Source organism: Streptomyces gilvus (assembly GCF_022513565.1).
Lineage (GTDB): Bacteria > Actinomycetota > Actinomycetes > Streptomycetales > Streptomycetaceae > Streptomyces > Streptomyces gilvus.
In genome coordinates this window covers 1-22,449 of record NZ_JAKWBE010000012.1, presented here as the reverse complement: position 1 = coordinate 22,449, position 22,449 = coordinate 1, and the positions used below count along the sequence as shown (strand labels likewise).

General features: G+C 72.4%; 18 protein-coding genes and 1 rRNA gene. 4 read left to right on the top strand and 15 right to left on the bottom strand.

Features of this window, described 5'->3' with window-relative positions; all coding sequences use genetic code 11:
* Positions 1 to 14: 14 nt before the first annotated feature.
* The 3 genes from MKW14_RS19670 to pyrG form a co-directional block, all read right to left on the bottom strand.
* Positions 15 to 2,057, bottom strand: coding sequence for a tetratricopeptide repeat protein (locus tag MKW14_RS19670; protein WP_240864003.1), 2,043 nt, complete (start codon positions 2,055 to 2,057; stop codon positions 15 to 17).
* A 160-nt stretch (positions 2,058 to 2,217) separates the two neighbouring features.
* Positions 2,218 to 2,844 (bottom strand): NUDIX domain-containing protein, encoded by a 627-nt coding sequence (locus MKW14_RS19665; RefSeq protein ID WP_240864002.1) that lies wholly within the window; start codon positions 2,842 to 2,844, stop codon positions 2,218 to 2,220.
* An 88-nt stretch (positions 2,845 to 2,932) separates the two neighbouring features.
* Positions 2,933 to 4,600 carry a CTP synthase gene (gene pyrG / locus MKW14_RS19660; protein WP_240864376.1) on the bottom strand — a complete coding sequence of 556 codons (1,668 nt, stop codon included), beginning with the start codon at positions 4,598 to 4,600 and terminating at the stop codon, positions 2,933 to 2,935.
* A 463-nt stretch (positions 4,601 to 5,063) separates the two neighbouring features.
* On the opposite strand from pyrG, the gene MKW14_RS19655 reads away from it, so the two are divergent.
* Both MKW14_RS19655 and MKW14_RS19650 read left to right on the top strand, forming a co-directional pair.
* Complete coding sequence (locus MKW14_RS19655) at positions 5,064 to 6,866, top strand: glycoside hydrolase family 15 protein (RefSeq protein WP_240864374.1); 1,803 nt, start codon at positions 5,064 to 5,066, stop codon at positions 6,864 to 6,866.
* A gap of 641 nt (positions 6,867 to 7,507) precedes the next feature.
* Positions 7,508 to 9,148, top strand: a complete 1,641-nt coding sequence (locus MKW14_RS19650; RefSeq protein WP_240864000.1) for a PucR family transcriptional regulator — start codon at positions 7,508 to 7,510, stop codon at positions 9,146 to 9,148.
* Here the strand turns inward: MKW14_RS19650 and MKW14_RS19645 are convergent.
* From MKW14_RS19645 to MKW14_RS19625, 5 genes are all read right to left on the bottom strand, one after another.
* Positions 9,145 to 10,281, bottom strand: a complete 1,137-nt coding sequence (locus MKW14_RS19645) for a glycosyltransferase family 4 protein (RefSeq protein WP_240863998.1) — start codon at positions 10,279 to 10,281, stop codon at positions 9,145 to 9,147. The two genes, MKW14_RS19650 and MKW14_RS19645, sit on opposite strands and share 4 nt — an antisense overlap.
* 324 nt (positions 10,282 to 10,605) lie before the next feature.
* Positions 10,606 to 12,324, bottom strand: a complete 1,719-nt coding sequence (gene recN / locus MKW14_RS19640; RefSeq protein ID WP_240864372.1) for a DNA repair protein RecN — start codon at positions 12,322 to 12,324, stop codon at positions 10,606 to 10,608.
* Between the two features lie 87 nt (positions 12,325 to 12,411).
* Complete coding sequence (locus tag MKW14_RS19635) at positions 12,412 to 13,317, bottom strand: NAD kinase (protein ID WP_133047303.1); 906 nt, start codon at positions 13,315 to 13,317, stop codon at positions 12,412 to 12,414.
* Positions 13,314 to 14,129, bottom strand: a complete 816-nt coding sequence (locus MKW14_RS19630; RefSeq protein WP_240863996.1) for a TlyA family RNA methyltransferase — start codon at positions 14,127 to 14,129, stop codon at positions 13,314 to 13,316. The genes MKW14_RS19635 and MKW14_RS19630 overlap by 4 nt, the downstream gene beginning before the upstream one ends.
* 7 nt (positions 14,130 to 14,136) lie before the next feature.
* Complete coding sequence (locus MKW14_RS19625; RefSeq protein ID WP_240863994.1) at positions 14,137 to 14,454, bottom strand: hypothetical protein; 318 nt, start codon at positions 14,452 to 14,454, stop codon at positions 14,137 to 14,139.
* 42 nt (positions 14,455 to 14,496) lie between these two features.
* Between MKW14_RS19625 and MKW14_RS19620 the strand changes: the two genes are divergently transcribed.
* Entirely contained in the window at positions 14,497 to 14,844 is a 348-nt protein-coding gene (locus MKW14_RS19620; RefSeq protein ID WP_240863992.1) for an SCP2 sterol-binding domain-containing protein, read from the top strand.
* Here MKW14_RS19620 and MKW14_RS19615 read toward each other — a convergent pair.
* The 4 genes from MKW14_RS19615 to MKW14_RS19600 all read right to left on the bottom strand — a co-directional run bounded on the left by MKW14_RS19615 (position 14,828) and on the right by MKW14_RS19600 (position 18,872).
* The gene (locus tag MKW14_RS19615) at positions 14,828 to 15,682 is read right to left on the bottom strand and encodes an ABC transporter ATP-binding protein (protein ID WP_240863990.1); all 855 of its coding nucleotides are present in this window, start codon (positions 15,680 to 15,682) and stop codon (positions 14,828 to 14,830) included. The two genes, MKW14_RS19620 and MKW14_RS19615, sit on opposite strands and share 17 nt — an antisense overlap.
* Entirely contained in the window at positions 15,679 to 16,716 is a 1,038-nt protein-coding gene (locus MKW14_RS19610; protein ID WP_240863988.1) for a FecCD family ABC transporter permease, read from the bottom strand. Before MKW14_RS19610 ends, MKW14_RS19615 begins: the two co-directional genes overlap by 4 nt.
* The gene (locus MKW14_RS19605) at positions 16,713 to 17,756 is read right to left on the bottom strand and encodes a FecCD family ABC transporter permease (protein ID WP_240863986.1); all 1,044 of its coding nucleotides are present in this window, start codon (positions 17,754 to 17,756) and stop codon (positions 16,713 to 16,715) included. Before MKW14_RS19605 ends, MKW14_RS19610 begins: the two co-directional genes overlap by 4 nt.
* A gap of 87 nt (positions 17,757 to 17,843) precedes the next feature.
* A complete protein-coding gene (locus tag MKW14_RS19600; protein WP_240863983.1) occupies positions 17,844 to 18,872 on the bottom strand; it encodes an HAD hydrolase-like protein in 1,029 nt (342 codons plus the stop codon).
* 72 nt (positions 18,873 to 18,944) lie between these two features.
* Here MKW14_RS19600 and MKW14_RS19595 point away from each other — a divergent pair, with 72 nt between their 5' ends.
* A complete protein-coding gene (locus MKW14_RS19595) occupies positions 18,945 to 20,237 on the top strand; it encodes a DUF1015 domain-containing protein (RefSeq protein WP_240863982.1) in 1,293 nt (430 codons plus the stop codon).
* A gap of 67 nt (positions 20,238 to 20,304) precedes the next feature.
* Here the strand turns inward: MKW14_RS19595 and MKW14_RS19590 are convergent, their stop codons facing one another.
* The 3 genes from MKW14_RS19590 to rrf all read right to left on the bottom strand — a co-directional run bounded on the left by MKW14_RS19590 (position 20,305) and on the right by rrf (position 22,368).
* On the bottom strand, positions 20,305 to 21,099 hold the full coding sequence (locus MKW14_RS19590; RefSeq protein WP_240864370.1) for a tetratricopeptide repeat protein: 795 nt from the start codon (positions 21,097 to 21,099) through the stop codon (positions 20,305 to 20,307).
* A complete protein-coding gene (locus tag MKW14_RS19585; protein WP_240864368.1) occupies positions 20,991 to 22,100 on the bottom strand; it encodes a hypothetical protein in 1,110 nt (369 codons plus the stop codon). The genes MKW14_RS19590 and MKW14_RS19585 overlap by 109 nt, the downstream gene beginning before the upstream one ends.
* Positions 22,101 to 22,251: 151 nt before the next feature.
* Positions 22,252 to 22,368 (bottom strand): 5S ribosomal RNA (gene rrf / locus MKW14_RS19580).
* Positions 22,369 to 22,449 lie beyond the last annotated feature (81 nt).

The window sequence follows — 22,449 nt, the reverse complement described above, 5'->3', positions numbered from 1 at the left end:
AGCCTTTCATTGCATCAATCTTCAGCGGATGCACTACGGATTTCGCAGGCATCAGCGGCTTGTTTCGTGTCGTCGGCCTGTTCCGGCTCGTCACCGAGGAGCCGCTCGGCCTGTCCCCGGTGCAGTCCGGCGGCCGCCGGATCCCCGAGGTGCTCCAGCGTGTCGGCGAGCCGCAGCTGCAGCGCGGCCTGCAGCCGCTCGTCCTCGGCCCGGCGCGCCCACTCCAGCGCCTCGTGGCAGGTGCGCAGCGACTCCTCGGGCCGCCCCGCGTACTCCTGGACGCGCGCGAGCTCGCTCAACGCCCGCGCGTGGGCCGCCACATCGCCCGCCTTGCGGTATCCGGCGGCAGCGGCCCGCCAGTTGCGCTGCGCCTCGCCGTAGCGGCCCGCGTAGGTGTGGGCGGCGGCGATACGGCCGTACAGCCGGGCGGCCTCGGCGCGCTCGTCCCGGGCCAGCCGCTGGGCCAGGGCCCGGCCGAACCAGTCGGCGGCCCGGTCGTAGTCCCCGAGCTCCAGATGCGCGCCACCTACGGATTCCATCGCGCGCCCGGTCGCGTACGGGTCGTTCGCCTCGCGTCCGGCGTCCAGCGCGGCCCGGTAGCGAACCAGAGCCTGCGCCGTCCGGCCGGTCTGGCCGTCCAGGTCGCCCAGGTTCAGCAGCGCGGCGGCCTTCTCGCGGGGCAGCTTCCGGCGCTCGGCGACGTCGAGGACGAGCGCGTGGACGCCGTACAGGTCGGACGCGGCGGCCTGGGTCCCGAAGTGCGCCACCATCGCCCTGACCAGCTGCGACAGCAGACGCCTGGCGAGGGTGTCCAGCTCCCCGTCGGCCACTGCGGCCCGAGCCGAGGCCAGCACAGCGGGCCGCCGGATGCGCAGCCACTCCTCCGCGGCCCGCGGGCTCGGGAAGCGCAGCGAGCGGGGCATGGCCTGGAGCTTCTCGCGGGCCTCGGGGTCGTCGGTCTCGGTGATGGCCCGGCAGGACTGCAGCAGCCGTACCGTCCGCTCCAGCATCCGGGCACGGGCCAGCTGGAGCTCGCCGGGGCGGTCCTGGGTCGCGGCCAGCTTTGTGAGCAGGGGGTGCAGACAGCCGGGCACCTCGTACTGGGGCAGCGGCGAGTCCACGGTGCGCAGCAGGCCGAGGGCGACGAAGTCGTCCAGGGCGGCCCGCGCGCCGTCGACGGAGCAGCCGGCCAGCGCGGCGGCTGTGTGCGGGTCGACGAGGCCGGCCGGGGCCAGCGAGAGCAGTCGCAGTATCCGGGCGGAGGCCGGGGGCAGCGAGGCGTGGACGAGCCGGAGGACCCGGCTGAGCGGGGTGCCCTCGCCGTCCTCGCTGTGCAGCTGTTTGGCCAGGTCGGCGACGGCCGCCTTGGGGCGGGCGGCGAGCCAGCCGCCGGCCAGCCTCAGCACGGCGGGCTGCCCCTGGCACTCCTCGACCAGGCCCTCGGCGGCACGGGGGTCGACGGTGATGCGCACCGAGCCGGTGTGGCGGGTGAGCAGCTCCAGGCCGGACTTGGTGTCGAGGCCGCCCAGGGTGCAGGGGCGGACGTCGGAGATACCGGTAAGGGGGCCGCAGGAGACGGCGACGACCAGGCAGTCGGGGGCGTCCGGGAGGAGGGCGTCGACCTGTTCGGCGTCGGCCGCGTCGTCGAGCAGCAGCAGGACCCGCCGGTCGGCGAGGGCGGTACGCAGGGCCTCGGCCAGGTCGTCGGCGGCGGCTCCGGCGGGGGCGGGCAGGCCCAGGGCGGCGAGCAGCTCACGGGCGGCGCGCTCGACGGGGACGGGGGTGCCGTCGGGCTCGCTCAGCCGGGCGCGCAGCACCCCGTCGTCGTAACGGTCCGCGACCTGTCGTACGAGTTCCTCGGCGAGCGCGGTGCGTCCGGAGCCGGGCTTTCCGGCGATGAGCAGGACACGCGCGCGTGGGGGTTTGCGCCCGGACAGGGTGTCCAGGCCGGCGCGCTCGATGTCGGCGCGCAGCTCCTTCAACTCCCTTGTACGGCCCAGGAACTGACTTTCCGACAGCCGTGCGCCGCCTTCCGTGTCCACCGCCTGGTCCGTCACGGGCCACACTCCCGTCCCACCGCACGCGCAAGCCCGCCGGGACTCCGGTCCGGGCATGCGTCAGAGCCTAGTTCACGCTCTGCAACGTTCCTGGTGGAGCGCGGCGGACACGTCCCTCGATCGGATCAGCCGATGGTCACACCGACACGCCCGGAAGTGTTCAGGACTCGAACGGACGCGCGGGCCACGGCGCCTCGGCCGGACGCAGCGCGTCGAGCCCGTCGCCGTTCCGCGCGGCGAGGAGCGCGAGGACTCCCACCACGAGGCAGTTGTTGTGCAGTTCCCCCGCGAGGACGCCCCGGGCCAGCTCGTCGAGCGGCACACGGTCGTACTCCAGGTCGATCTCCTCGTGCTCGACCGCGAAGCGCTCGCCCTCCGCCTCGGACAGATCCCGGGCCAGGAAGATCCGCACGGCCTCGTCCGAGCCGCCGGGGGTGGTGTAGACGTCGGCCAGCACCCGCCAGTCCTCGGCCTTGACGTGCGCCTCCTCGTACAGCTCGCGCTGGGCCGCGTGCAGCGGGTTCTCGCCGGGCACGTCGAGCAGGCCGGCCGGGATCTCCCAGAGCTTGTGGCGCACGGGATGGCGGTACTGGCGGATCACCAGGACACGTCCCTCGTCGTCCAGGGCGAGGACGCCGACCGAGCCCGGGTGGACCTGGTAGTCGCGGTGGACGACCGTGCCGTCGGGCATGACCACGTCGTCCGTGCGGACGGAGGTCTTGTTGCCCACGAAGGGGGTCTCCGTCGCCCGGATCTCCCACTCCACGGGGGTGTCCTTGATCGTCATGCCCTGTCCTTCCCCATGTGCAAAAAAGAAGCAGCCGGGGCGCTCGCCTTTTGAATGCGCGCGCCCCGGCCACCGTACAACTGTTGTGTCAGTCGGAGTTCTTCCGCTCGACGGCGGCCTTCACCAGGCCCGCGAACAGCGGGTGCGGCCTGGTCGGACGCGAGCGCAGTTCGGGGTGCGCCTGCGTGGCGACCAGGTAGGGGTGCACCTCGCGGGGGTACTCCACGTACTCCACGAGCTTGCCGTCGGGCGACGTGCCGGAGAACAGGATGCCCGCCTTCTTCTCCAGCTCCGCGCGGTAGGCGTTGTTGACCTCGTAGCGGTGGCGGTGCCGCTCCTCGACGTACTCCTTGCCGTCGTACACCTCGCGCACGATGGAGCCCTCGGCCAGCTTGGCCGGGTACATGCCCAGGCGCATCGTTCCGCCCATGTCGCCCTCGCCGGCGACGATGTCCAGCTGCTCGGCCATGGTGGAGATCACCGGGTGGGCGGTGCCCGGGTCGAACTCGGTGGAGTTGGCGTCGCCGATGTCGGCCAGGTTGCGCGCGGCCTCGATCACGATGCACTGCAGGCCCAGGCAGAGGCCGAGCAGCGGGATCCTGTTCTCGCGGGCGTACCTGATCGCGCCGACCTTGCCGAGCACACCGCGGTCGCCGAAGCCGCCGGGGATGCAGATGCCGTCGACGTCCGCCAGCTGCGCCTTGGCGCCGGCCGGGGTCTTGCAGTCGTCGGAGGTGACCCACTTGATCTTCACGCGGGCCCGGTTGGCGAAGCCGCCGGCGCGCAGGGCCTCGGTGACCGAGAGGTAGGCGTCGGGCAGGTCGATGTACTTGCCGACCAGGGCGAGGGTGATCTCGTGGTCGGGGTTGTGGACGCGGTCGAGCAGGTCGTCCCAGGTCGTCCAGTCCACGTCGCGGAAGGGCAGGTCCAGCTTGCGGACGACATAGGCGTCCAGGCCCTCGCCGTGCACGGTCTTCGGGATGTCGTAGATCGAGCGGGCGTCGGGACAGGCGACCACGGCGGCCTCGTCGACGTCGCACATCAGGGAGATCTTGCGCTTGATCGCGGTCGGCACCTCGCGGTCGCAGCGCAGCACGATGGCGTCCGGCTGGATACCGATGTTGCGCAGGGCCGCAACCGAGTGCTGGGTCGGCTTCGTCTTCAGCTCTCCCGACGGGCCGATGTAGGGCAGGAGGGAGATGTGGACCACGAAGACGTTGTCACGGCCGACCTCGTGCCGCACCTGGCGCACCGTCTCCAGGAACGGCAGCGACTCGATGTCGCCGACCGTGCCGCCGACCTCCGTGATGACGACGTCGACCTCGTCGGTCGCCATCCGGCGGATCCGGTGCTTGATCTCGTTGGTGATGTGCGGGATGACCTGCACGGTGTCGCCCAGGTACTCGCCGCGCCGCTCCTTGGCGATCACCGTCGAGTAGACCTGTCCCGTAGTGACATTGGCGGAGCCGTCCAAGTCACGGTCGAGGAAGCGCTCGTAGTGTCCGATGTCCAGGTCGGTCTCCGCCCCGTCGTTCGTGACGAAGACCTCACCGTGCTGGAAGGGGTTCATCGTGCCCGGGTCCACGTTCAGATACGGGTCGAGCTTCTGCATCACGACCCGGAGGCCGCGCGCCTTGAGCAGCATGCCGAGGCTGGAGGCCGTCAGGCCCTTGCCCAGGGAGGAGGCGACACCCCCGGTGACGAAGATGTGCTTGGTCGTCGTGGCTGTGCTGTTTCGAAAAACATGCGGCGGCATGGCCAAGAGGGGGCTCCCGTGGTCGCGGTCTGGGTTGCGGTTCCGGGGTTTTCTCGCCCACCGGTCCACGGGCTACCAGGGTATCAGCGACCGCGGCCGACGGCTTCCGGCCACGCTCCGCACACGGACCGCCACGGACGTGCACGCCTTCCACTGTTTCCCGACGGTTGCTCACCCGTTCGGCGGATCCCGGTTGCCGGGAGCGGCACACAGATCATCTACGTGCGTCGTATCCTGCTCGGACACTCGCTGCCGAGCCCGGCCGGATACACGTCACCACCCCCGCACGTGATGACCGGAACAACGAGAGCTCGTCAGTTCGTTGAGCATCAATCGTCGTTTTGCCACACGGCAGGCACGACTGCTTTGCTTCACCGCTCAACGACGCAATACAACGACCCCTTGACCGCAATAGCGACAGCCCCCTGCTGGGGGTGACGTGGCCGTTCGACTGGAGTTGCACGTGGCCGGGCGCATCGAAGACTACGCACTCATCGGAGACATGCAGACCGCTGCCCTGGTCTGCCGGGACGGCACGGTGGACTGGCTGTGCCTGCCCCGCTTCGACTCGCATGCCATCTTCGCCGGTCTGCTGGGCACCGAGGAGCACGGCTTCTGGCGGCTGGGCCCCGCCCACGCCTCCGACGCCCAGCCCCCGCGGGCGGCCCGGCGAAGCTACCGCGGCGACTCGCTGATCCTGGAATCCGAGTGGGACACCCCGCGCGGCACGGTCCGAGTGACGGATTTCATGCCGCCGCGTGACGGCGCCCCGCAGCTGATCCGGATCGTCGAGGGCGTCTCGGGCCGCGTCCCCATGCGCTCGGCCCTGCGCATGCGTTTCTCGTACGGCCGTGTCGTGCCCTGGGTCCACAAGCACGACGGCCGCACGGTCGCCGTCGCGGGCCCCGACTCGGTCTGGTACGACACCGAGTGCGAGACCTACGGCAAGTCGCTGACGACGTACTCGGACTTCACGGTCGCCCCCGGTGACCGGATCGCCTTCACCATCTCCTGGCAGCCCTCGCACAAGGAGCCCCCGCCGCTGCCGGAGCCGGAGGCCTCGCTGGAGGCGACGGAGGACTTCTGGCGGGAGTGGGTCGAGCACTGTACGTACCACGGCCCCTACCGCGAGGCGGTGATCCGCTCGCTGATCACCCTGAAGGCGCTGACGTACGCCCCGACCGGCGGCATCGTCGCCGCGCCGACGACCTCCCTGCCGGAGGACATCGGCGGCGTCCGCAACTGGGACTACCGCTACACCTGGCTCCGTGACGCGGCCATCACCCTGTCCTCGCTGCTGCGCACCGGTTACCGCGAGGAGGCCCGCGCCTGGCGCGAGTGGCTCCTGCGGGCGGTGGCCGGCGACCCCGAGAACCTGCAGATCATGTACGGCATCGCGGGCGAGCGCGAACTGGGCGAGGCGGAGCTGGACTGGCTGCCCGGCTACGAGAACTCGGCGCCGGTGCGCGTCGGCAACGGCGCCGCCCACCAGCTCCAGCTCGACGTGTACGGCGAGGTCACCGAGGCCCTGCACCTCGGCCACATGACGGGTCTGGCCCGCAGCGACTACGCCTCCCTCCTGCAGCTGAAGCTGATCCGCTACCTGGAGCAGCACTGGGACGAGCCGGACGAGGGCATCTGGGAGGTGCGCGGCCCGCGCCGGCACTTCGTGCACTCCAAGGTCATGGCCTGGGTCGCCGTCGACCGCACCATCAAGCTCATCGAGTCCGGCGACGCGGACGGTCCGCTGGAGCGCTGGAGGGAGCTGCGCGACGAGATCCACCGGGACGTGTGCGAAAAGGGTTACGACAAGGAGCGCAACACCTTCACGCAGTCGTACGGCTCCAAGGAGCTGGACGCCTCGCTGCTGCTGATCCCGCAGATGGGCTTCCTGCCGCCCGACGACAAGCGCGTCATCGGCACCATCGAGGCCATCCAGCGCGAGCTGTCGACCCCGGACGGCTTCATCCTGCGCTACCCGACGGAGGGCGACAGCGAGGGCGTCGACGGTCTGCCCGGCGACGAGGGGGCCTTCCTGGCCTGCTCGTTCTGGATGGCCGACGACCTGGCGATGATCGGCCGCGTGGACGAGGCGAGGAAGCTGTTCGAAAAGCTCCTCTCGCTCCGCAACGACCTCGGGCTGCTCGCCGAGGAGTGGGACCCGCGTCTCAAGCGCCAGGTGGGCAACTTCCCCCAGGCCTTCAGCCACGTCCCCCTCATCGACACGGCCCTGCGCCTGACGGCGTCGGGCGCGTACGGCGGCTGAACGCTCCGCTGGAAGTCCCACGCTGTGCCGCCGGTCGTCCGCGGCGCCGTCGTGACCGGTGGCATCGGTGAGGCGCAGCCGCATATCGACGCAGCCCTGGTCGGTCGGCGGCCGCTGCCGCAGCCGCTCCGCCGAGGAACTCGCGGAGGACATCGCCCTCCGCGGCGCCGCCCTCGCCGGTCGCACCTCACGACGGAGCCGCATATCGACGCAGCCCCGCCGACCGGCGGCCGCTGCCGCAGCCGCTGCGCAGGAGAAGCCGCGCAGGACATCGCCCTCCGCGGTGCCGCCCTCGCCGGTCGCACCTCACGGCCGAGCCGCATATCGACGCAGCCCCGCCGACCGGCGGCCGCTGCCGCAGCCGCTGCGCAGGAGAAGCCGCGCAGGACATCGCCCTCCGCGGCGCCGCCCTCGCCGGTCGCACCTCACGGCCGAGCCGCACATCGACACAGCCCCGCGCCCCGGGTCGCTGCCGTAGCCGCTCCGCCGGAGAAGCCGCGGAGAACATCGCCCTCCGCGGCACCGCCCTCACCGGTCGCGCCCGCGGCCTAGCCGCACATCGACACAGCCCCGCGCCGACCGGGGGCGCTCGTGTCGGCCCTGAGCTGTCCTGGCGGCATCCGCGCAGGTAGCGTCCGGCTATGGACAGCGGTACGGACAGCGGAATCGCCACGCAGGGCGCCGGCATCACCGTTCAGCGGGCGCTGGAGCTGCCCGGGCTGCGCAGCGGGCTGCCCGAGGTGCTGGCGGGCGCCGACCGGCTGCAGCGCACCGTGCGCTGGGTGCACGCGGGCGAGGTGCCCAACATCGCCTCGCTGCTCAAGGGCGGCGAGCTGCTGCTGACCACCGGCTACGGGCTCGGCACCCGCCCGGCCTACCAGCGCGTGTTCGTCCGCACCCTGGCCGAACGCGGCATCGCCGCCCTCGTCGTCGAGCTGGGCCCGCGCTTCACCCGGCTGCCCGCGGCCCTCGTCGACACGGCACGCGCGGCCGGTCTCCCGCTGGTCCAGCTGCACCGTGAGGTGCCCTTCGTGGCGGTGACCGAGGAGATCCACACCGAGATCGTCAACGGCCACTACGCGCTGCTCCAGCGGGCCGAGGAGGTGCACCGCCGCTGTACGGAGGCCCTGCTGGGCGGCGGCGGGGTGCCGCAGGTGCTCGGCATCCTGGCCGGCTTCGGCGGCAACCCGGTCTTCCTGGAGACACCCGACGGCCAGCTCCTGTACGCCGCCGGGGAGGGCCCCGAGGGCGCTGACCCGCTCCAGGTGTGGGAGGGGCTGCGGGGCCAGCACAAGGACGCTCCGCCGGCCGGCTCCGTGCTGGTGGACGTGCCGGGGGGCGGCGCGGGCACCGGTTCGGTGCGGGCACGGCTGGTGCTGCTGCCCGTACGGGCCCCGCTGGGCCCGGTGCACCGGATGGCGGCCGAGCGGGCCGCGGGCATCCTCGCCGTGGTGCTGATGCAGGCCCGGCAGGAGGAGGAGCTGGCGGCCCGCGGGCGCGGCGACTTCCTGACCGACCTCGCCGAGGGCCGTATCACCGCCGAGGACGCGCCCGCGCAGGCGCGCGTGCTGGGCTTCAAACCCGGAAAGAGCCCGCTGCTGCCGGTCGTCATGCGGCTCGGGGACGCCCTGTCGCCCGGGGGCGGCTGGGCGGTGCTGGCGCGTGCCGTCTCCGAGGAGCTGGCCTCGGTGGGGGTGCCGGTGCTGCTGGGTGTACGGCCCGTCGAGGGCCGGGTCCTCGTCCTGCTGGGCCTGCGGTCGGAGTCGGAGCGGCCGGCGGTCGCGGACCGGGTGGCGGCGGCGCTGCGGGCCGGGGTGGAGCGGGCCGGCATGCAACGGCCGGGGGCGCAGCCGCCGGTGGTGGTCGTGGGCGTCGCCGGCGGGTGGGCGGCGGCGTCGGCGGGGCTGCGGCACGCGGCGGAGACGGCGACGGCGGCGCAGGGCCTGACGGACCGCCCCTGGTACGACGCCCGCCGCCTCGACATCGACCTTCTGCTGTGGCGACTGCGGGACCACCCCGACCTGGCGGCGTTCGTCGACCGCGCGATCGGCCCCCTGCGCGACCACGACGACCGCTCCCGCCCGCCCCTGCTGCCCACCCTGCAGACGTACCTGGCGCACGCGGGCCGCAAGGCGGAGACGGCCCGCGAGCTCCACCTCAACCGGCAGACGCTCTACAACCGTCTCGCCCGCATCGGCGAGTTGCTGGGCACGGACCTCGAAGACCCGCAGACCGTGCTGGCGCTGAGCCTGGCACTGAGAGCCCGTCGGCACGTGTCCTAGATCAGGGGCCGGGGCTGGGTCAACTCGTCGTAGACGCTCAGTACTTGGGCGACCGTCTCGTCCTCGGTCGGCCAGGTGGCGGCCTGCCGGGTGCCCCGGTCCTTCAGGAACTCGCGTCGGGCTGGGTCGGTGAGGAGCCGGGTGACGGCGTCGGCGAGGGCCTTCGCGTCGCCGTACGGGACGAGTTCCGCGGCGTCGCCGACGAGTTCGGGGACGCCTCCCACGCGGGTCGCGACGAGCGGCACACGCGCGTGCAGGGCTTCCTGCGCGAGCACGGAGCGGGACTCCCAACTGCTGGGCAGAAGCGCGACATCGGCGGCGGTGAGCAGTTCGCTCGCGTCGTCGCGCCGCCCGAGGAGCCGTACGGGCAGCTCCTCGTCCTCGATACGGCGCTGCAGCACGCCCCGCAGCGGGCCTTCGCCGGCGATGACGACGAGCGGCACGGGGTCGAGGCGGCACCAGGCGCGGGTGGCGTCCAGGAGGGTGTCGTAACCGCGGTGCCGGTCGAGCGAACCGACGGCCATCAGCAACGGACGTCCGGTGGCGCCGAGTTCGGCCCGGATCTTGGAGCCGAGCCGCTCCGGGTCGTCGTACTCGGCGGTGCCGCGCCGACCGGGCAGCGCCACGGCCGCGAGTCGTGCGTCGCGCGCTCCGGTCCGGCGGGCGCGGTCCACGAGGTCCGAGCTCGTGCCGAGCACCACGGTGGCCGCCTTCACCACCCGCCGCTCCAGCAGGCGCAGCAGATGGGCCCGGGCGCCCTCGGCCCGCGCATGGTTGTGCCAGGTGACGACCAGCGGGGTGCGCCGTCCACTGAGCGCGAGGGCGGCCCGGAAGGAGGCGTGCAGGCCATGGGCGTGCACCAGATCGGCGTCCCTGCAGGCCTCCCGCAGCACGGCCACGGACCCCGGGTCGCTGCTGCGGGGCACGTGCACGTGTTCGGCGCCGACGTTCGTGAAGTCGTAGAGGTGATCGGCCTCGACGGGGGCGCACACCGTCACCCGCACGCCCCTCGCGACGAGCCCGGAGGCCAGCGAGCGCACATGCGCGCTGCTTCCGGCGTTGCCCCCGCCCAGCACCTGCACGGTGCGCAGCGACGACTGACCGTGCGGCGTAGGGGTGCTGACGGGGCTCACGTGGCCGGGGCTCCTGGTTCGGCGTCGGGCGGTCACGAAGAAGGTACAGAAGGACCGGGCGGTGGGGGTGTACCGCGCTGTTTCCTCCACGTACCAACTCAAGGATGCCAGCACGTACGGGTGTTCCGGCACCGCGGAGGCTCCGGGGAGCGGGGCCGGGTCACTCACACGAGTGAGAAGGGGGCGGTTGGGCGACGGTCCGGTGGAGGGTTGGTGCGGACGGACGGCACAGGCGCCCCTGGCGTACCACCGGCCTCACCGGCCACTCGCCCCGCCCCAACGGCCGCCGCCGGACCGCGTGATGAGACTCACCCCGGTCGGTGGCTACACGTCCGCGCGAGCCGTGGCCAGCAGTTCCTCCGCGTGGGCCCGGGCCGTCTCGGAGTCCTCCTGCCCGGCGAGCATCCGGGACAGCTCCCGGACCCGCTCCTCGCCCTCCAGCACCTTCACGCCGGAGCGGGTCACGGACCCGTCGTCGGTCTTCTCGACCAGCAACTGCCGGTCGGCGAAGGCGGCGACCTGCGGGAGGTGGGTCACGACGACGACCTGCGCGGTCCTGGCGAGCTTGGCGAGCCGCCGCCCGATCTCGACGGCCGCCTTGCCGCCGACACCGGCGTCGACCTCGTCGAAGAGGTACGTCGGCACCGGATCCGTCCCCGCGAAGACGACCTCGACGGCGAGCATCACGCGCGAGAGCTCACCACCGGACGCCCCCTTGGCGATGGGCCGCGGCGGCGCCCCCGGATGCGGGGCGAGCAGCAGCTCGACCTCGTCGGCACCGGAGGGCCCGTAGGCGACCGCGCGCCCGCCGACCTCCACGCCCTCGGGATCCTCGGTCTGCCGGATCTCGAACGACACGCGTGCGTGCGGCATGGCGAGCGAGGCCAGCTCCGCGGTGACGGCCGCGGCGAACCGCTCGGCGGCCTCCGTCCGCGCGTCCGTCAAAGCCTGCGCCAGCCCGCCCAGTTCGGAGCGCAGCGCGTCCCGCTCCGCGGTGAGCTCGTCGATCCGCTCGTCGTCACCGTCCAGTTCGGTCAGCCGTGCCGCGCTCCGCTCGGCCCACGCCAGCACGGCGTTGACGTCCTCGCCGTACTTCCGGGTCAACCCCGTGAGCGCGGCCCGCCGTTCCTCAACGGCCGCCAGCCGCAGGGGATCCGCGTCCAGGTCGTCGGCGTACCCGGCCAACTCCCCGGCCACGTCGCCCAGGAGGATCCCGATCTCCCCGATCCGGTCGGCGAGCGCGGCCAGCGCGGGATCGTGCGACCGCACGGCGTCCAGTGCCCGCTGGGCCCCCGCGACGAGTGTGGCGGCGTCGATGCCCTCGGGGTCCTCGGGGTTCCCGGCGAGGGCGGCGTGCGCGGCCGTTGCGGCGGACGACAGCGCCTCCGCGTGCCCGAGCCGCTCGGCCTCCTCGGCCAGCTCGACGTCCTCCCCGGCCCGCGGCTCGACCCCGGCGATCTCCTCGAGGCCGTAGCGCAGCATGTCGGCCTCCTGGACCCGCTCACGCGCGCGCGTGACGATCTCCTCCAGCTCGACGGAGACGGCCCGCAGCCGGCGGTAGGCCTCGCCGTACTTGGCGAGCGGCCCGGCCACGGCCTCACCGGCGTACCGGTCGAGCGCCTGCCGCTGCCGGGACAGCTTCAGCAGTCCCTGCTGGTCGGTCTGGCCGTGCACGGCCACCAGGTCGTCGGCGAGGTCGGCGAGCAGCCCCACCGGCACGCTCCGCCCGCCCACGTGCGCCCGCGACCGCCCCTCGGCGGAAACGGTACGGCTGATCAACAGGGCCCCGTCGTCGAGCTCGGCCCCGGCATCCTCGGCCCGCACCACGGCGGAGGCGTCCGCGGGCACGGTGATCCGCCCCTCGACGACGGCCTTCTCGGCCCCGATCCGCACCAGCGCCGCGTCCGCCCGGCCGCCGAGCAGCAGCCCGAGACTGGTGACGACCATGGTCTTGCCCGCACCCGTCTCACCGGTGACGGCGGTGAACCCGGGCGACAGCTCGACGACCGCGTCGTCGATGACGCCGAGCGACCGTATCCGCATCTCTTCCAGCACGGCTACGACCTTACGAGGTAGGGGCGGAGATACGCGAGGCACCCTGTCACTCGGGCGAGTGGATGTCCCCGGGGGTCAGTGCGGCGCTCCTCGCCATCCGGAAACCGGCAGGGCGAACTTCGCCACCAGCCGGTCGGTGAAGGACGCGTGATGCAGCCGGGCCAGCCGCACCGGCACCGCGCCCCGCCGCACCTCCACCCGTGCCCCCGGCGGCAGCTCGAAGGTCCGCCGCCCGTCGCACCACAGCACACCCGGCGGAATGTGGGGCAGCAGCTCGACGGCGAGCACGGAGTTGGGCGAGGTCACCAGCGGCTTCGCGAACAGCGCGTGCGCGGAGATCGGCACCATCAGCAGCGCCTCGACCTCGGGCCACACCACGGGCCCGCCCGCCGAGAACGCGTAGGCCGTCGAGCCGGTGGGCGTGGACAGCACGATCCCGTCGCAGCCGAACCCCGTGACCGGCCGCCCGTCGATCTCGAGGACGACCTCCAGCAGCTTCTCGGCCCCGGCCTTCTGCACGGCCGCCTCGTTCAGCGCCCAGTCGGTGTGGACGATGTCCCCGTTGCGGTGCACGACGACGTCGACGGTCATCCGCTCCTCGACCTCGTACGACTTGGACACCACCCGGTCGACGACCTTGTCGAGGTCGTCCCGCTCGGCCTCCGCGAGGAACCCCACGCTCCCGAGGTTGACGCCCAGCATCGGCACCCCGGACGCGCGAGCGAACTCGGCACCCCGCAGCAGCGTCCCGTCGCCGCCGAGCACGATCAGCAGCTCACACCCCTCCAGGCACTGGGCGGTGGCCTCCTTGACCAGCTCCACCTCCTCCGGCAGCGGCAGGTCGGCGGCCTCGTACTCCAGGACCCGTACCCCGATCCCCTCGCGCAGCAGCCCCTTCACGACCAGCTCGGCGCTGCGGATGGCCGCCGGCCGTCCCGTGTGGGCGAGCAGGAAAACCGTACGAGCTCGGTTCTGTGTCAACGCGGCCCCTCCGCAACTGCACGATCGACGTCGGCCGGGTCCAGTTCGGGTGCTCCGGCCCGCAGCCACAGAAAGTACTCGACGTTCCCGGAGGGTCCGGGCAGCGGACTGGCCGTGACACCCTTCACCCCGAGCCCGAGTTCCCACGCCCTGTGGGCCACACCCCGTACCGCCTCCGCCCGCAACTGCGGACTGCGGACCACTCCCCCACTACCCAGCCGTTCCTTCCCCACCTCGAACTGCGGCTTGACCATCATCACCAGATCGGCATCCGGCTTCACACACCGCACCAGGGCGGGCAGTACCAGGCCGAGCGGGATGAAGGACAGATCCCCCACGACAAGATCCACAGGCTCCCCATCGATCGCTTCGAGCGTCAACTCGCGTACGTTCGTACGGTCCTTGACGGTGACGCGTTCATCGCTCCGCAGAGTCCACGCGAGTTGTCCGTAGCCGACGTCGACGGCGACGACGTGCGCGGCCCCCGAGCGCAGCAGCACATCCGTGAAGCCGCCGGTGGAGGCGCCGGCGTCCAGCGCCCGCCGCCCCTCGACGGCGAGCCCCCGCGGCACGAACGCCCGCAGGGCGCCCGCGAGCTTGTGCCCGCCGCGCGAGACGTAGTCGGGGTCGTTGTCGTCGGCCTGGACGACGATCGCCGCGGCGGTCTCCACCTGGGTGGCCGGCTTGGTCGCGACGGTCTTGCCGACGATGACCCGCCCGGCCGCGATCAGCTGCCCGGCGTGCTCGCGCGAGCGCGCGAGCTTGCGGCGCACCAGTTCGGCGTCCAGACGGCGACGTGCGACTCCTGCCACGTTCGGTTCAGCTCCTGTTGCCATACGAGGGTGAAGGCCCCCTCGTGCCGTACGACGGTGGGGGCGCCGGAGGTCCCGGGCGGGCGTCGAGCGCGGTCAGCGCGTCGCGCAGCCCCCGGTGTACATCCTCGTACACCTCGAGATGTCCGTCGGTGGCGAGGTGGTCGGCGTCGCCGAGCCGCTCCAGCTGAGCGTCGACCTCGGCGTCGCCGGTCGGGATGCGGGGGATGTTCAGCGGGGCGGGAGCGGCGGGATCGTACGCGGGTTCGACCGCCGGCTCGGTTGGTTCCTGCGGGCCGGCGCCCTCCGGCACTGTGTCGCTCATGCCCAGACGCTACCCCGAAGCGCTGGGGTACCGTCGATCCCGATGGCCACGATCGAGGAGTGCCGCGCCGCACTCGAGAAGCTCTCGGACAACATGCAGCAGGCCGAGGGGGACGTCCGCACCGCGGCGTCCCTGGACCGCTCGGTGAGCTGCCGGATCACCGACCTCGACATCACCTTCGTCGGCCGGATGACCGGCGGCCGGATCGTCGTCCAGGACACCATCCAGGGCCCGCCGACGGAGAGGGCCCAGATCAGACTCACCATGAAGGGCGACGACCTGGTGGCCCTGGTCGACGGCGAGCTGAACTTCGCCAAGGCGTGGGGCTCGGGCCGGGTGAGACTGGAGGCGGGCCTGCGCGACCTGTTCCAGCTCAGGAAGCTTCTGTAGCCGCCACGCGCGCGCGTGCCGTGCGCGCCGCCGGGACCACCAGCGGCGTGCCCGTCTCCGGATCGTCGATCACCTGGCAGCGCAGCCCGAAGACCTCCTCCACCAGCTCGGCCGTGACGATGTCCTTCGGCGCGCCCTCGGCGACGACCCTCCCCTCCCGCAGCGCGATCAGATGCGTGGCGTACCGGGCGGCGTGGTTGAGGTCGTGCAGCACGGCGACCAGCGTCCGCCCCTGCTCCTCGTGCAGTTCGGCGCACAGGTCGAGGACGTCGATCTGGTGCTGGATGTCGAGGTAGGTCGTCGGCTCGTCGAGCAGCAGCAGCGGGGTCTGCTGGGCGAGCGCCATGGCGATCCACACCCGCTGCCGCTGCCCGCCGGACAGCTCGTCCACGTACCGCTCGGCGAGTCCCGCGACCCCGGTCCGCGCCATGGACTCCTGTACGACCCGCTCGTCCTCGGCGGACCACTGGCGCAGCAGGCCCTGGTGCGGGTAGCGGCCGCGGCCGACCAGGTCGGCGACGGTGATCCCGTCGGGCGCGATCGACGACTGCGGCAGCAGACCCAGCGTGCGGGCGACCTTCTTCGCCGGCATCGACTGGATGACCTGCCCGTCGAGGAGCACCCGTCCCTGACTGGGCCTGAGCATCCGCGACAGCGCCCGCAGCAGCGTGGACTTGCCGCAGGCGTTCGGGCCGACGATCACCGTGAAGGAGTTGTCGGGGATCTCCACCGAGAGCTGCTCGGCGATGACCCGCTGGTCGTAGGCGAGGGTGACGTTCTCGGCGGACAGGCGGTTCACGGTGCTCCTTGAGGTGTACGGGTTCGCCGAGCCGCTCATATCCGGCCCGCCTTGCGCTCGGTGACCAGCAGCCACAACAGATAGACGCCGCCGAGGACGCCGGTGACCACGCCCACGGGCAGCTGGTCGGCGCCGAAGAGACGCTGGGAGGCCCAGTCGGCGGTGACCAGGAGGGCGGCGCCCATGCACAGGGACGGCAGCAGGTTGGGGCCGGGCGACCGGGTCAGCCGGCGGGCGAGCTGCGGGGCGGTGAGGGCGACGAAGCTGACGGGGCCGGCCGCGGCGGTGGCCGTGGCGACGAGCAGCACGGCCGCCACCATCAGCAGCGCCCGCACCCGCTCGACGCGCACGCCGAGGGCATCGGAGACGTCGTCACCCATCTCCATCATCCGCAGCCCGCGCGCGTTGGCGAGGACCAGCGGCACGAGCACCGCGCACAGCGCGAGCAGCGGCCAGACCTGGTCCCAGTCACGGCCGTTGAGCGAACCGGTCATCCACACGACCGCGCGGGCCGCGTCGACCAGGTCGGAGATGGTGAGCAGATAGCCGTTGACCGCCGTGACCACCGCGGAGACCCCGATACCGACCAGAACCAGCCGGTATCCGTGCACACCCCGCTTCCAGGCGAGCAGATAGATGGCCAGCCCGGTCACCAGCCCGCCCACGAGCGCGCCCACCGTGACCTGGGCCGCGCTCCCGGAGAACAGCACGATCATGGTGAGGGCCCCGGCGGTCGCCCCCTGTCCGAGACCGAGCACGTCCGGGCTGCCCAGCGGATTGCGGGTGACGGCCTGGAACAGCGCCCCGCCCAGCCCGAGGGAGGCGCCGACCAGCAGACCCACCAGGACCCGGGGCAGCCGCAGCTCCCTGACGATGAACTCCTGACCCGCGTTGCCGTCGCCGAGCAGCGTCCTCACCACGTCGCCGGCCGGGATCGGGAAGTCTCCGGTGCCGATCAGCACGACGCTCGCGGCGAGCGCGGCGAGCAGCAGCAGGACGACGACGGTGACGGCACGCACGTCCAGGCGCAGCGAGAGCCCGCCGGGGGTCCGCAGGACTCGGGTGGTCTTCACAACTGCGCCGTCCTCCGCCGTCGTACCAGATAGATGAAGACCGGCCCGCCGATGAGCGCGGTGATGACGCCGACCTGCAGCTCCGAGGGGCGGGCGACGACCCGGCCGATGACGTCGGCGCCGAGCAGCAGCACGGGCGACAGGACGGTGGCGTACGGCAGGATCCAGCGCAGGTCGGGGCCGGTGAAGGACCGCACGGCGTGCGGAACCATCAGCCCCACGAAGGCGATCGGCCCGCAGGCGGCGGTCGCCGCGCCGCACAGCACGGTCGCGGCCAGCATGGACAGCGCCCGGGTGCGGTTGAGGTCGGCGCCGAGGGCCTTGGCCGTGTCGTCGCCCATGGCCACGGCGTTGAGCGGCCGGGCCAGTCCGAGGGCCAGGAGCGTGCCGGCCGCGAGGAACGGCAGCACCTGGAGGATCGTCGAGTCGGTCGCCGAGGCCAGCGAACCGACCGTCCAGAAGCGCATCTTGCCGAGCGCGGCGTCGTCGGTGATCATCACGGCCTGCAGATAGCCGTACAGGGCCGCGCTGATGGCGGTACCGGCAAGCGCGAGGCGCACCGGGGTCGCGCCCCGGCTGCCGCCGAGGAACCACACCAGCGCGCCGACCGCGGCCGCGCCGACGAAGGCGAACCAGACGTAGCCGCTCAGGCTGGTGACCCCGAAGTACGTGATCGCCGTGACGACTGCTGCCGAGGCGCCCGCGTTGATGCCGAGCAGCCCCGGATCGGCCAGCGGATTGCGGGTCAGCGCCTGGAGCACCGCGCCGGAGAGGCCGAGCGCGGCGCCGGCGAGCAGCCCGAGAACGGTCCGCGACAGCCGCTCGTCGACCACGACGTCGCCGTAGGTGCCCGTGTCCTGGAACAGACCGTGCCAGACCTGTTCCGGGGACAGCCCCTTCGCGCCGATCGCGATGCTCGCCAGCGCGACGAGCACCAGGACCGCGACGGACACGAGCAGCCCGAAGGCGCGTACCGCCCGGCGGGTCGGGGGCGCGGGGGCGGTCTCCGCGCGCTGTTCGGGAGGACTGTCGACCAACACGAGGTTAGGTTAGCCTACCCTCGCTCAACGCTCGATCCCTGGTGCAGGAATGTCGATCCCCGGCGCAGGGATTTCGATGCCCGCTGCTCAAAAACCCAGCCGTGCCAGCGCCTTCCCCGTCTCCAACTCGCACACACCCTCACCGGCCACCGTCCAGGCGGCGGCACACAGCGCCCGCAGCCCGTCCAACGGCTCTCCGTCGCCGTCCAGTTCCAGCCGCTCGGCACCCGCCGTCGCGGTCCAGCCGCCGCACCGGAAGCCCTCTCCCGCGTCGACGACCTCCGGCTGCCCCGTGAGGAGCCCGCGCAGGTCGGCGTCGACGTACGTCGGCCGGTGCCGCGGGGGCGCGGCGAGCAGCTGGGCGCCGTCCGTGACGCCGGTGAGGACGAGCAGCGAGTCGACCTCGCCGTTGAACGCCCCCTCGATGTCCGTGTCCAGCCGGTCCCCGACCACCAACGGCCGCTCGGCGCCGGTGCGGAGGATGGTTTCGCGGTGCATCGGGGGCAACGGCTTGCCCGCGACCTGGGGTTCGGCACCGGTCGCTATCCGCACGACCTCCACGGCCGCGCCGTTGCCCGGCGCGATCCCGCGGGCGCTCGGAATCGTCAGGTCGGTGTTGGAGGCGTACCAGGGCACCCCGCGCGCGATGGCGTAACAGGCCTCGGCGAACCGCCCCCACGGCAACTCGGGCCCGCCGTACCCCTGCACGACCGCCCCCGGCTCGTCCTCCGCCGACTCAACGGGCTGAAGCCCCCGCTCGCGCAACGCGACCCGCAGCCCCTCACCGCCGATCACCAGGACCCGGCTCCCCTCCGGCACCTGCTCGCTGATCAGCCGCGCGACCGCCTGCGCCGAGGTGATGACGTCGTCGGCGCCCGTCGGGATCCCCAGCTCGGTCAGGTGCCCGGCCACGGTGTCCGGGGTCCGCAGCGCGTTGTTGGTGACGTACGCGAGATGCATCCCGCCCTCGCGCGCCGTGGCCAGCGACTCGACCGCGTGGGCGATGGCGAGGCCCCCGGCGTACACCACCCCGTCGAGGTCGAGCAGCGCGGTGTCGTACGCCTTGCTCAGGGCCTGCCCACTGCCCTCGGGCCTCGTCCTGACGCTCTGGCTCATTCCGCATCGCTCCTCGTTCGACGGCTTTCCCCCGATCATCCCGCACGCCACTGACACACGTACGATGCCGGGATGAACACTGCAGGTCACCCGGAAGCAACGGCGCGCCGAGGCCTGGAACTCACCCCGTTCCGAGGCCTGCGGTACGACCCCGACCGGGTCGGCAGCCTGGCCGCCGTGACATCCCCGCCCTACGACGTCGTCGTACGCCCCGACGGCCTGCACCGCCTGCAGGATTCCGACCCGCACAACATCGTCCGCCTGATCCTCCCGCAGGCCCCCACCCCGCACGCCCGCAACGAACAGGCCTCGGACACCCTGCGCCGCTGGCTCGACGAGGGCGTCCTGACCGCCGACCCCGAACCGGGCCTGTACATCTACGAACAGCGCCACGACGACGGCATGCTGCAACGCGGCATCATCGGCGCCCTGCGCGTCTCCGACCCGTCGGACGGTGTGGTCCTGCCCCATGAGGACGTCATGCCGCATGTGGTCGCCGACCGTGCGGCCCTGATGCGCGCCACCTCCGCGAACCTGGAACCCCTCCTCCTGACCTACCGCGGCAACGGCTCGTCGGCCGCCACCAGCGAGATCGTGGAACGCGCGGCCGACCGCCCGCCACTCCTGTCCACCACCACGGAGGACGGCTACAGTCACCGCCTCTGGTCGGTCACCGACCCCTCCGACCTGACCCGCGTACAGACCGAACTGGCCGGGCACCAGGCCCTGATCGCCGACGGCCACCACCGCTGGGCGACCTACCGCCGCCTCCGCACCGAGCACCCCTCCCCCAGCCCCTGGGACTACGGCCTGGTCCTCCTCGTCGACACCGCCCGCTACCCCCTCCGCGTCCGCGCCATCCACCGCCTCCTGCACGGCCTGCCGGTCGCGGACGCACTGGCCGCCGTGGAAGGCCTGTTCCGGGTACGACGCCTCGGCGTCTCCCTGTCACAAGCCCTGGAGACCCTGGCCGACGCGGCCTGCGCGGGCAACGCCTTCCTCCTGGCGGGAGACGGCGCCTTCCACCTGCTGGACCGCCCCGACCCGGCCCTGCTGGCCCGCACGATCCCGGCCGGCCGCCCGACGGCCTGGCGCACCCTGGACGCCACCGTCCTGCACGCCACCCTCCTCGACCACGTCTGGCACATCCCCGAGGACTCCCCGGCCCACATCGCCTACATCCACGACACGGCCGCCACGGTCGCGAAGGCGGAACGCGACGGCGGTACGGCGGTACTGCTGCACCCGGTCCGCGAGGAGGTCGTCCGCGACCTGGCCCGCCAGGGCGTGACGATGCCCCGGAAGTCGACGTCCTTCGGCCCGAAGCCGGCCTCGGGTCTGGTGCTGCGGGCACTGGACCTCTGACCGGACCGACACAGCAGAAAGGGCGGGACCGTATGGCCCCGCCCTTCGTCGTCACAGACCGACGCGATCAGTCCTTGTCGTCCTCGTCGTCCTCGTCGTCCTCGACGTGCTGGTCCTTGACCTCGATGTCGACGGCTTCGACGGCTTCGACGTCCACGTCGTCACCGTTGGTGTCGTCGCTCTCGTCGAAGGCGTCGACGAACTCGACCCCGTCCATCTCGGCGAGCCGGTCCGAGGCGTCCGTGCTGCCGTCCCGGTCGGCCTCGACGGCCTTGGCGAACCACTCCCGCGCCTCGCCCTCACGACCGGCGGTGAGCAGCGCGTCGGCGTAGGCGTAACGCAGCCGCGCGGTCCACGGCTGAACGGAGTTGGAGGCCAGCTCGGGGCTCTGCAGCGTCACGATCGCCGCGTCCAGCTGCCCCATGTCACGCCGGGCGCCGGCCGCGACCAGCCGCATCTCGACCTGCCCGGCCTTGTCGAGCTTGTGCACCTCGGGCGCCCCGGCCATGTCCAGCGCCTTCTCGGGCCGCCCGAGGCCACGCTCGCAGTCCGCCATCAGCGGCCACAGTTCCGCACTGCCGGTCATCCGCCGCGCGGCCCGGAACTCGGCGAGCGCCTCGGCGTACTTCTGGTTCGCGTACGCGGCAAACCCGGCCGCCTCCCGTACGGCGGCCACGCGCGAGGCGAGCCGCAGGGCGACCTTGGAGTAGCCGTACGCGCCCTCGGGGTCCTCGTCGATGAGCCGGGCGACCATCACCAGGTTCTTGGCGACGTCCTCGGCGAGTGTCTTGGGCAGACTCTGCAGCTCCTGCCGTACGTCCTTGTCGATCTCCTCGCCGGTGACGTCCTCGGGGATCGGCAGCCGCTTGATCGGCTCCCGGTCGCCGCGGTCCCGGTCGCGGTCGTCGCGGAAACGCCCGCCACCCTGCCGGTCGTCGCGCCCGCGGAAACCTCCGGGGCGCCCACCGCGGTCGTCACGGCGGGGGCCGCCACGTCCACCGCGGTCATCGCGCTGGTACGCCGGGCGGGGACCACGGTCACCCTCTCGCCGGTCGTCACGGCGACCGTAACCGCCACCGCGGTTGTCGTCGCGCCTGAACCCACCGCGGTCGCTGTCACGCCGCTCGCCCCGGTCGTCACGCCGGAAGGGGGGACGGTCGCCCCGGTCACCGCGGTCGTCACGCCGGAAGGGGGGACGGTCGCCCCGGTCACCGCGGTCGTCACGCCGGAAAGAGGGACGGTCGCCCCGGTCACCGCGGTCGTCACGCCGGAACGAGGGACGGTCGCCCCGGTCACCGCGGTCGTCACGCCGGAACGAGGGACGATCGCCCCGGTCACCGCGGTCGTCACGCCGGAAAGAGGGACGGTCACCTCGGTCACCGCGGTCGTCACGCCGGAAGCCGCCGCGGTCACGGTCGCGGTCGTCGCGACGCGGGCCGCGGTCACGATCGTCACGCTGGAAGGCCGGACGGGGACCACGGTCACCCTCACGCCGGTCGTCCCGACGACCGTACCCACCGCCCCGGTTGTCGTCACGGCGGAACCCACCGCGGTCGCTGTCACGCCGCTCCCCCCGGTCGTCACGGCGGAAGGAGGGACGGTCACTGCGGTCTCCGCGGTCGTCACGGCGGAAGCCGCCGCGGTCACGGTCGCGGTCGTCGCGACGCGGGCCGCGGTCACGATCGTCACGCTGGAAGGCCGGACGGGGACCACGGTCACCCTCACGCCGGTCGTCCCGACGACCGTACCCACCACCGCGATTGTCGTCCCGCCGGCCATCACGACGGTCGTCACGACGGAAACCGCCACGGTCACCCTGACCACCGCGGTTGCCGCGGTAACCGCCACGGTCACCGCGATCACCACTGTCCCGTCGGCGCTGGTCGCGCTCCGGTCGGTCGTCGGGAGAGTTGGTGGACATGGTGACTCCTGTCTTCGGTACCGCAAGCATTGTAAAAACGAAAGGACCCCTGGTCCCAGCTGAACGCTGGGACCAGGGGTCCTTCCAAAGATTGTTCGGCGGCGTCCTACTCTCCCACAGGGTCCCCCCTGCAGTACCATCGGCGCTGTAAGGCTTAGCTTCCGGGTTCGGAATGTAACCGGGCGTTTCCCTCACGCTATAACCACCGAAACCCTAATGGTTTCGAGCGAACAAGCACACTTTTCTGTTATGCGTTCTGCTCTAACCGGCAACGGTCGTTGCCTCAGAACT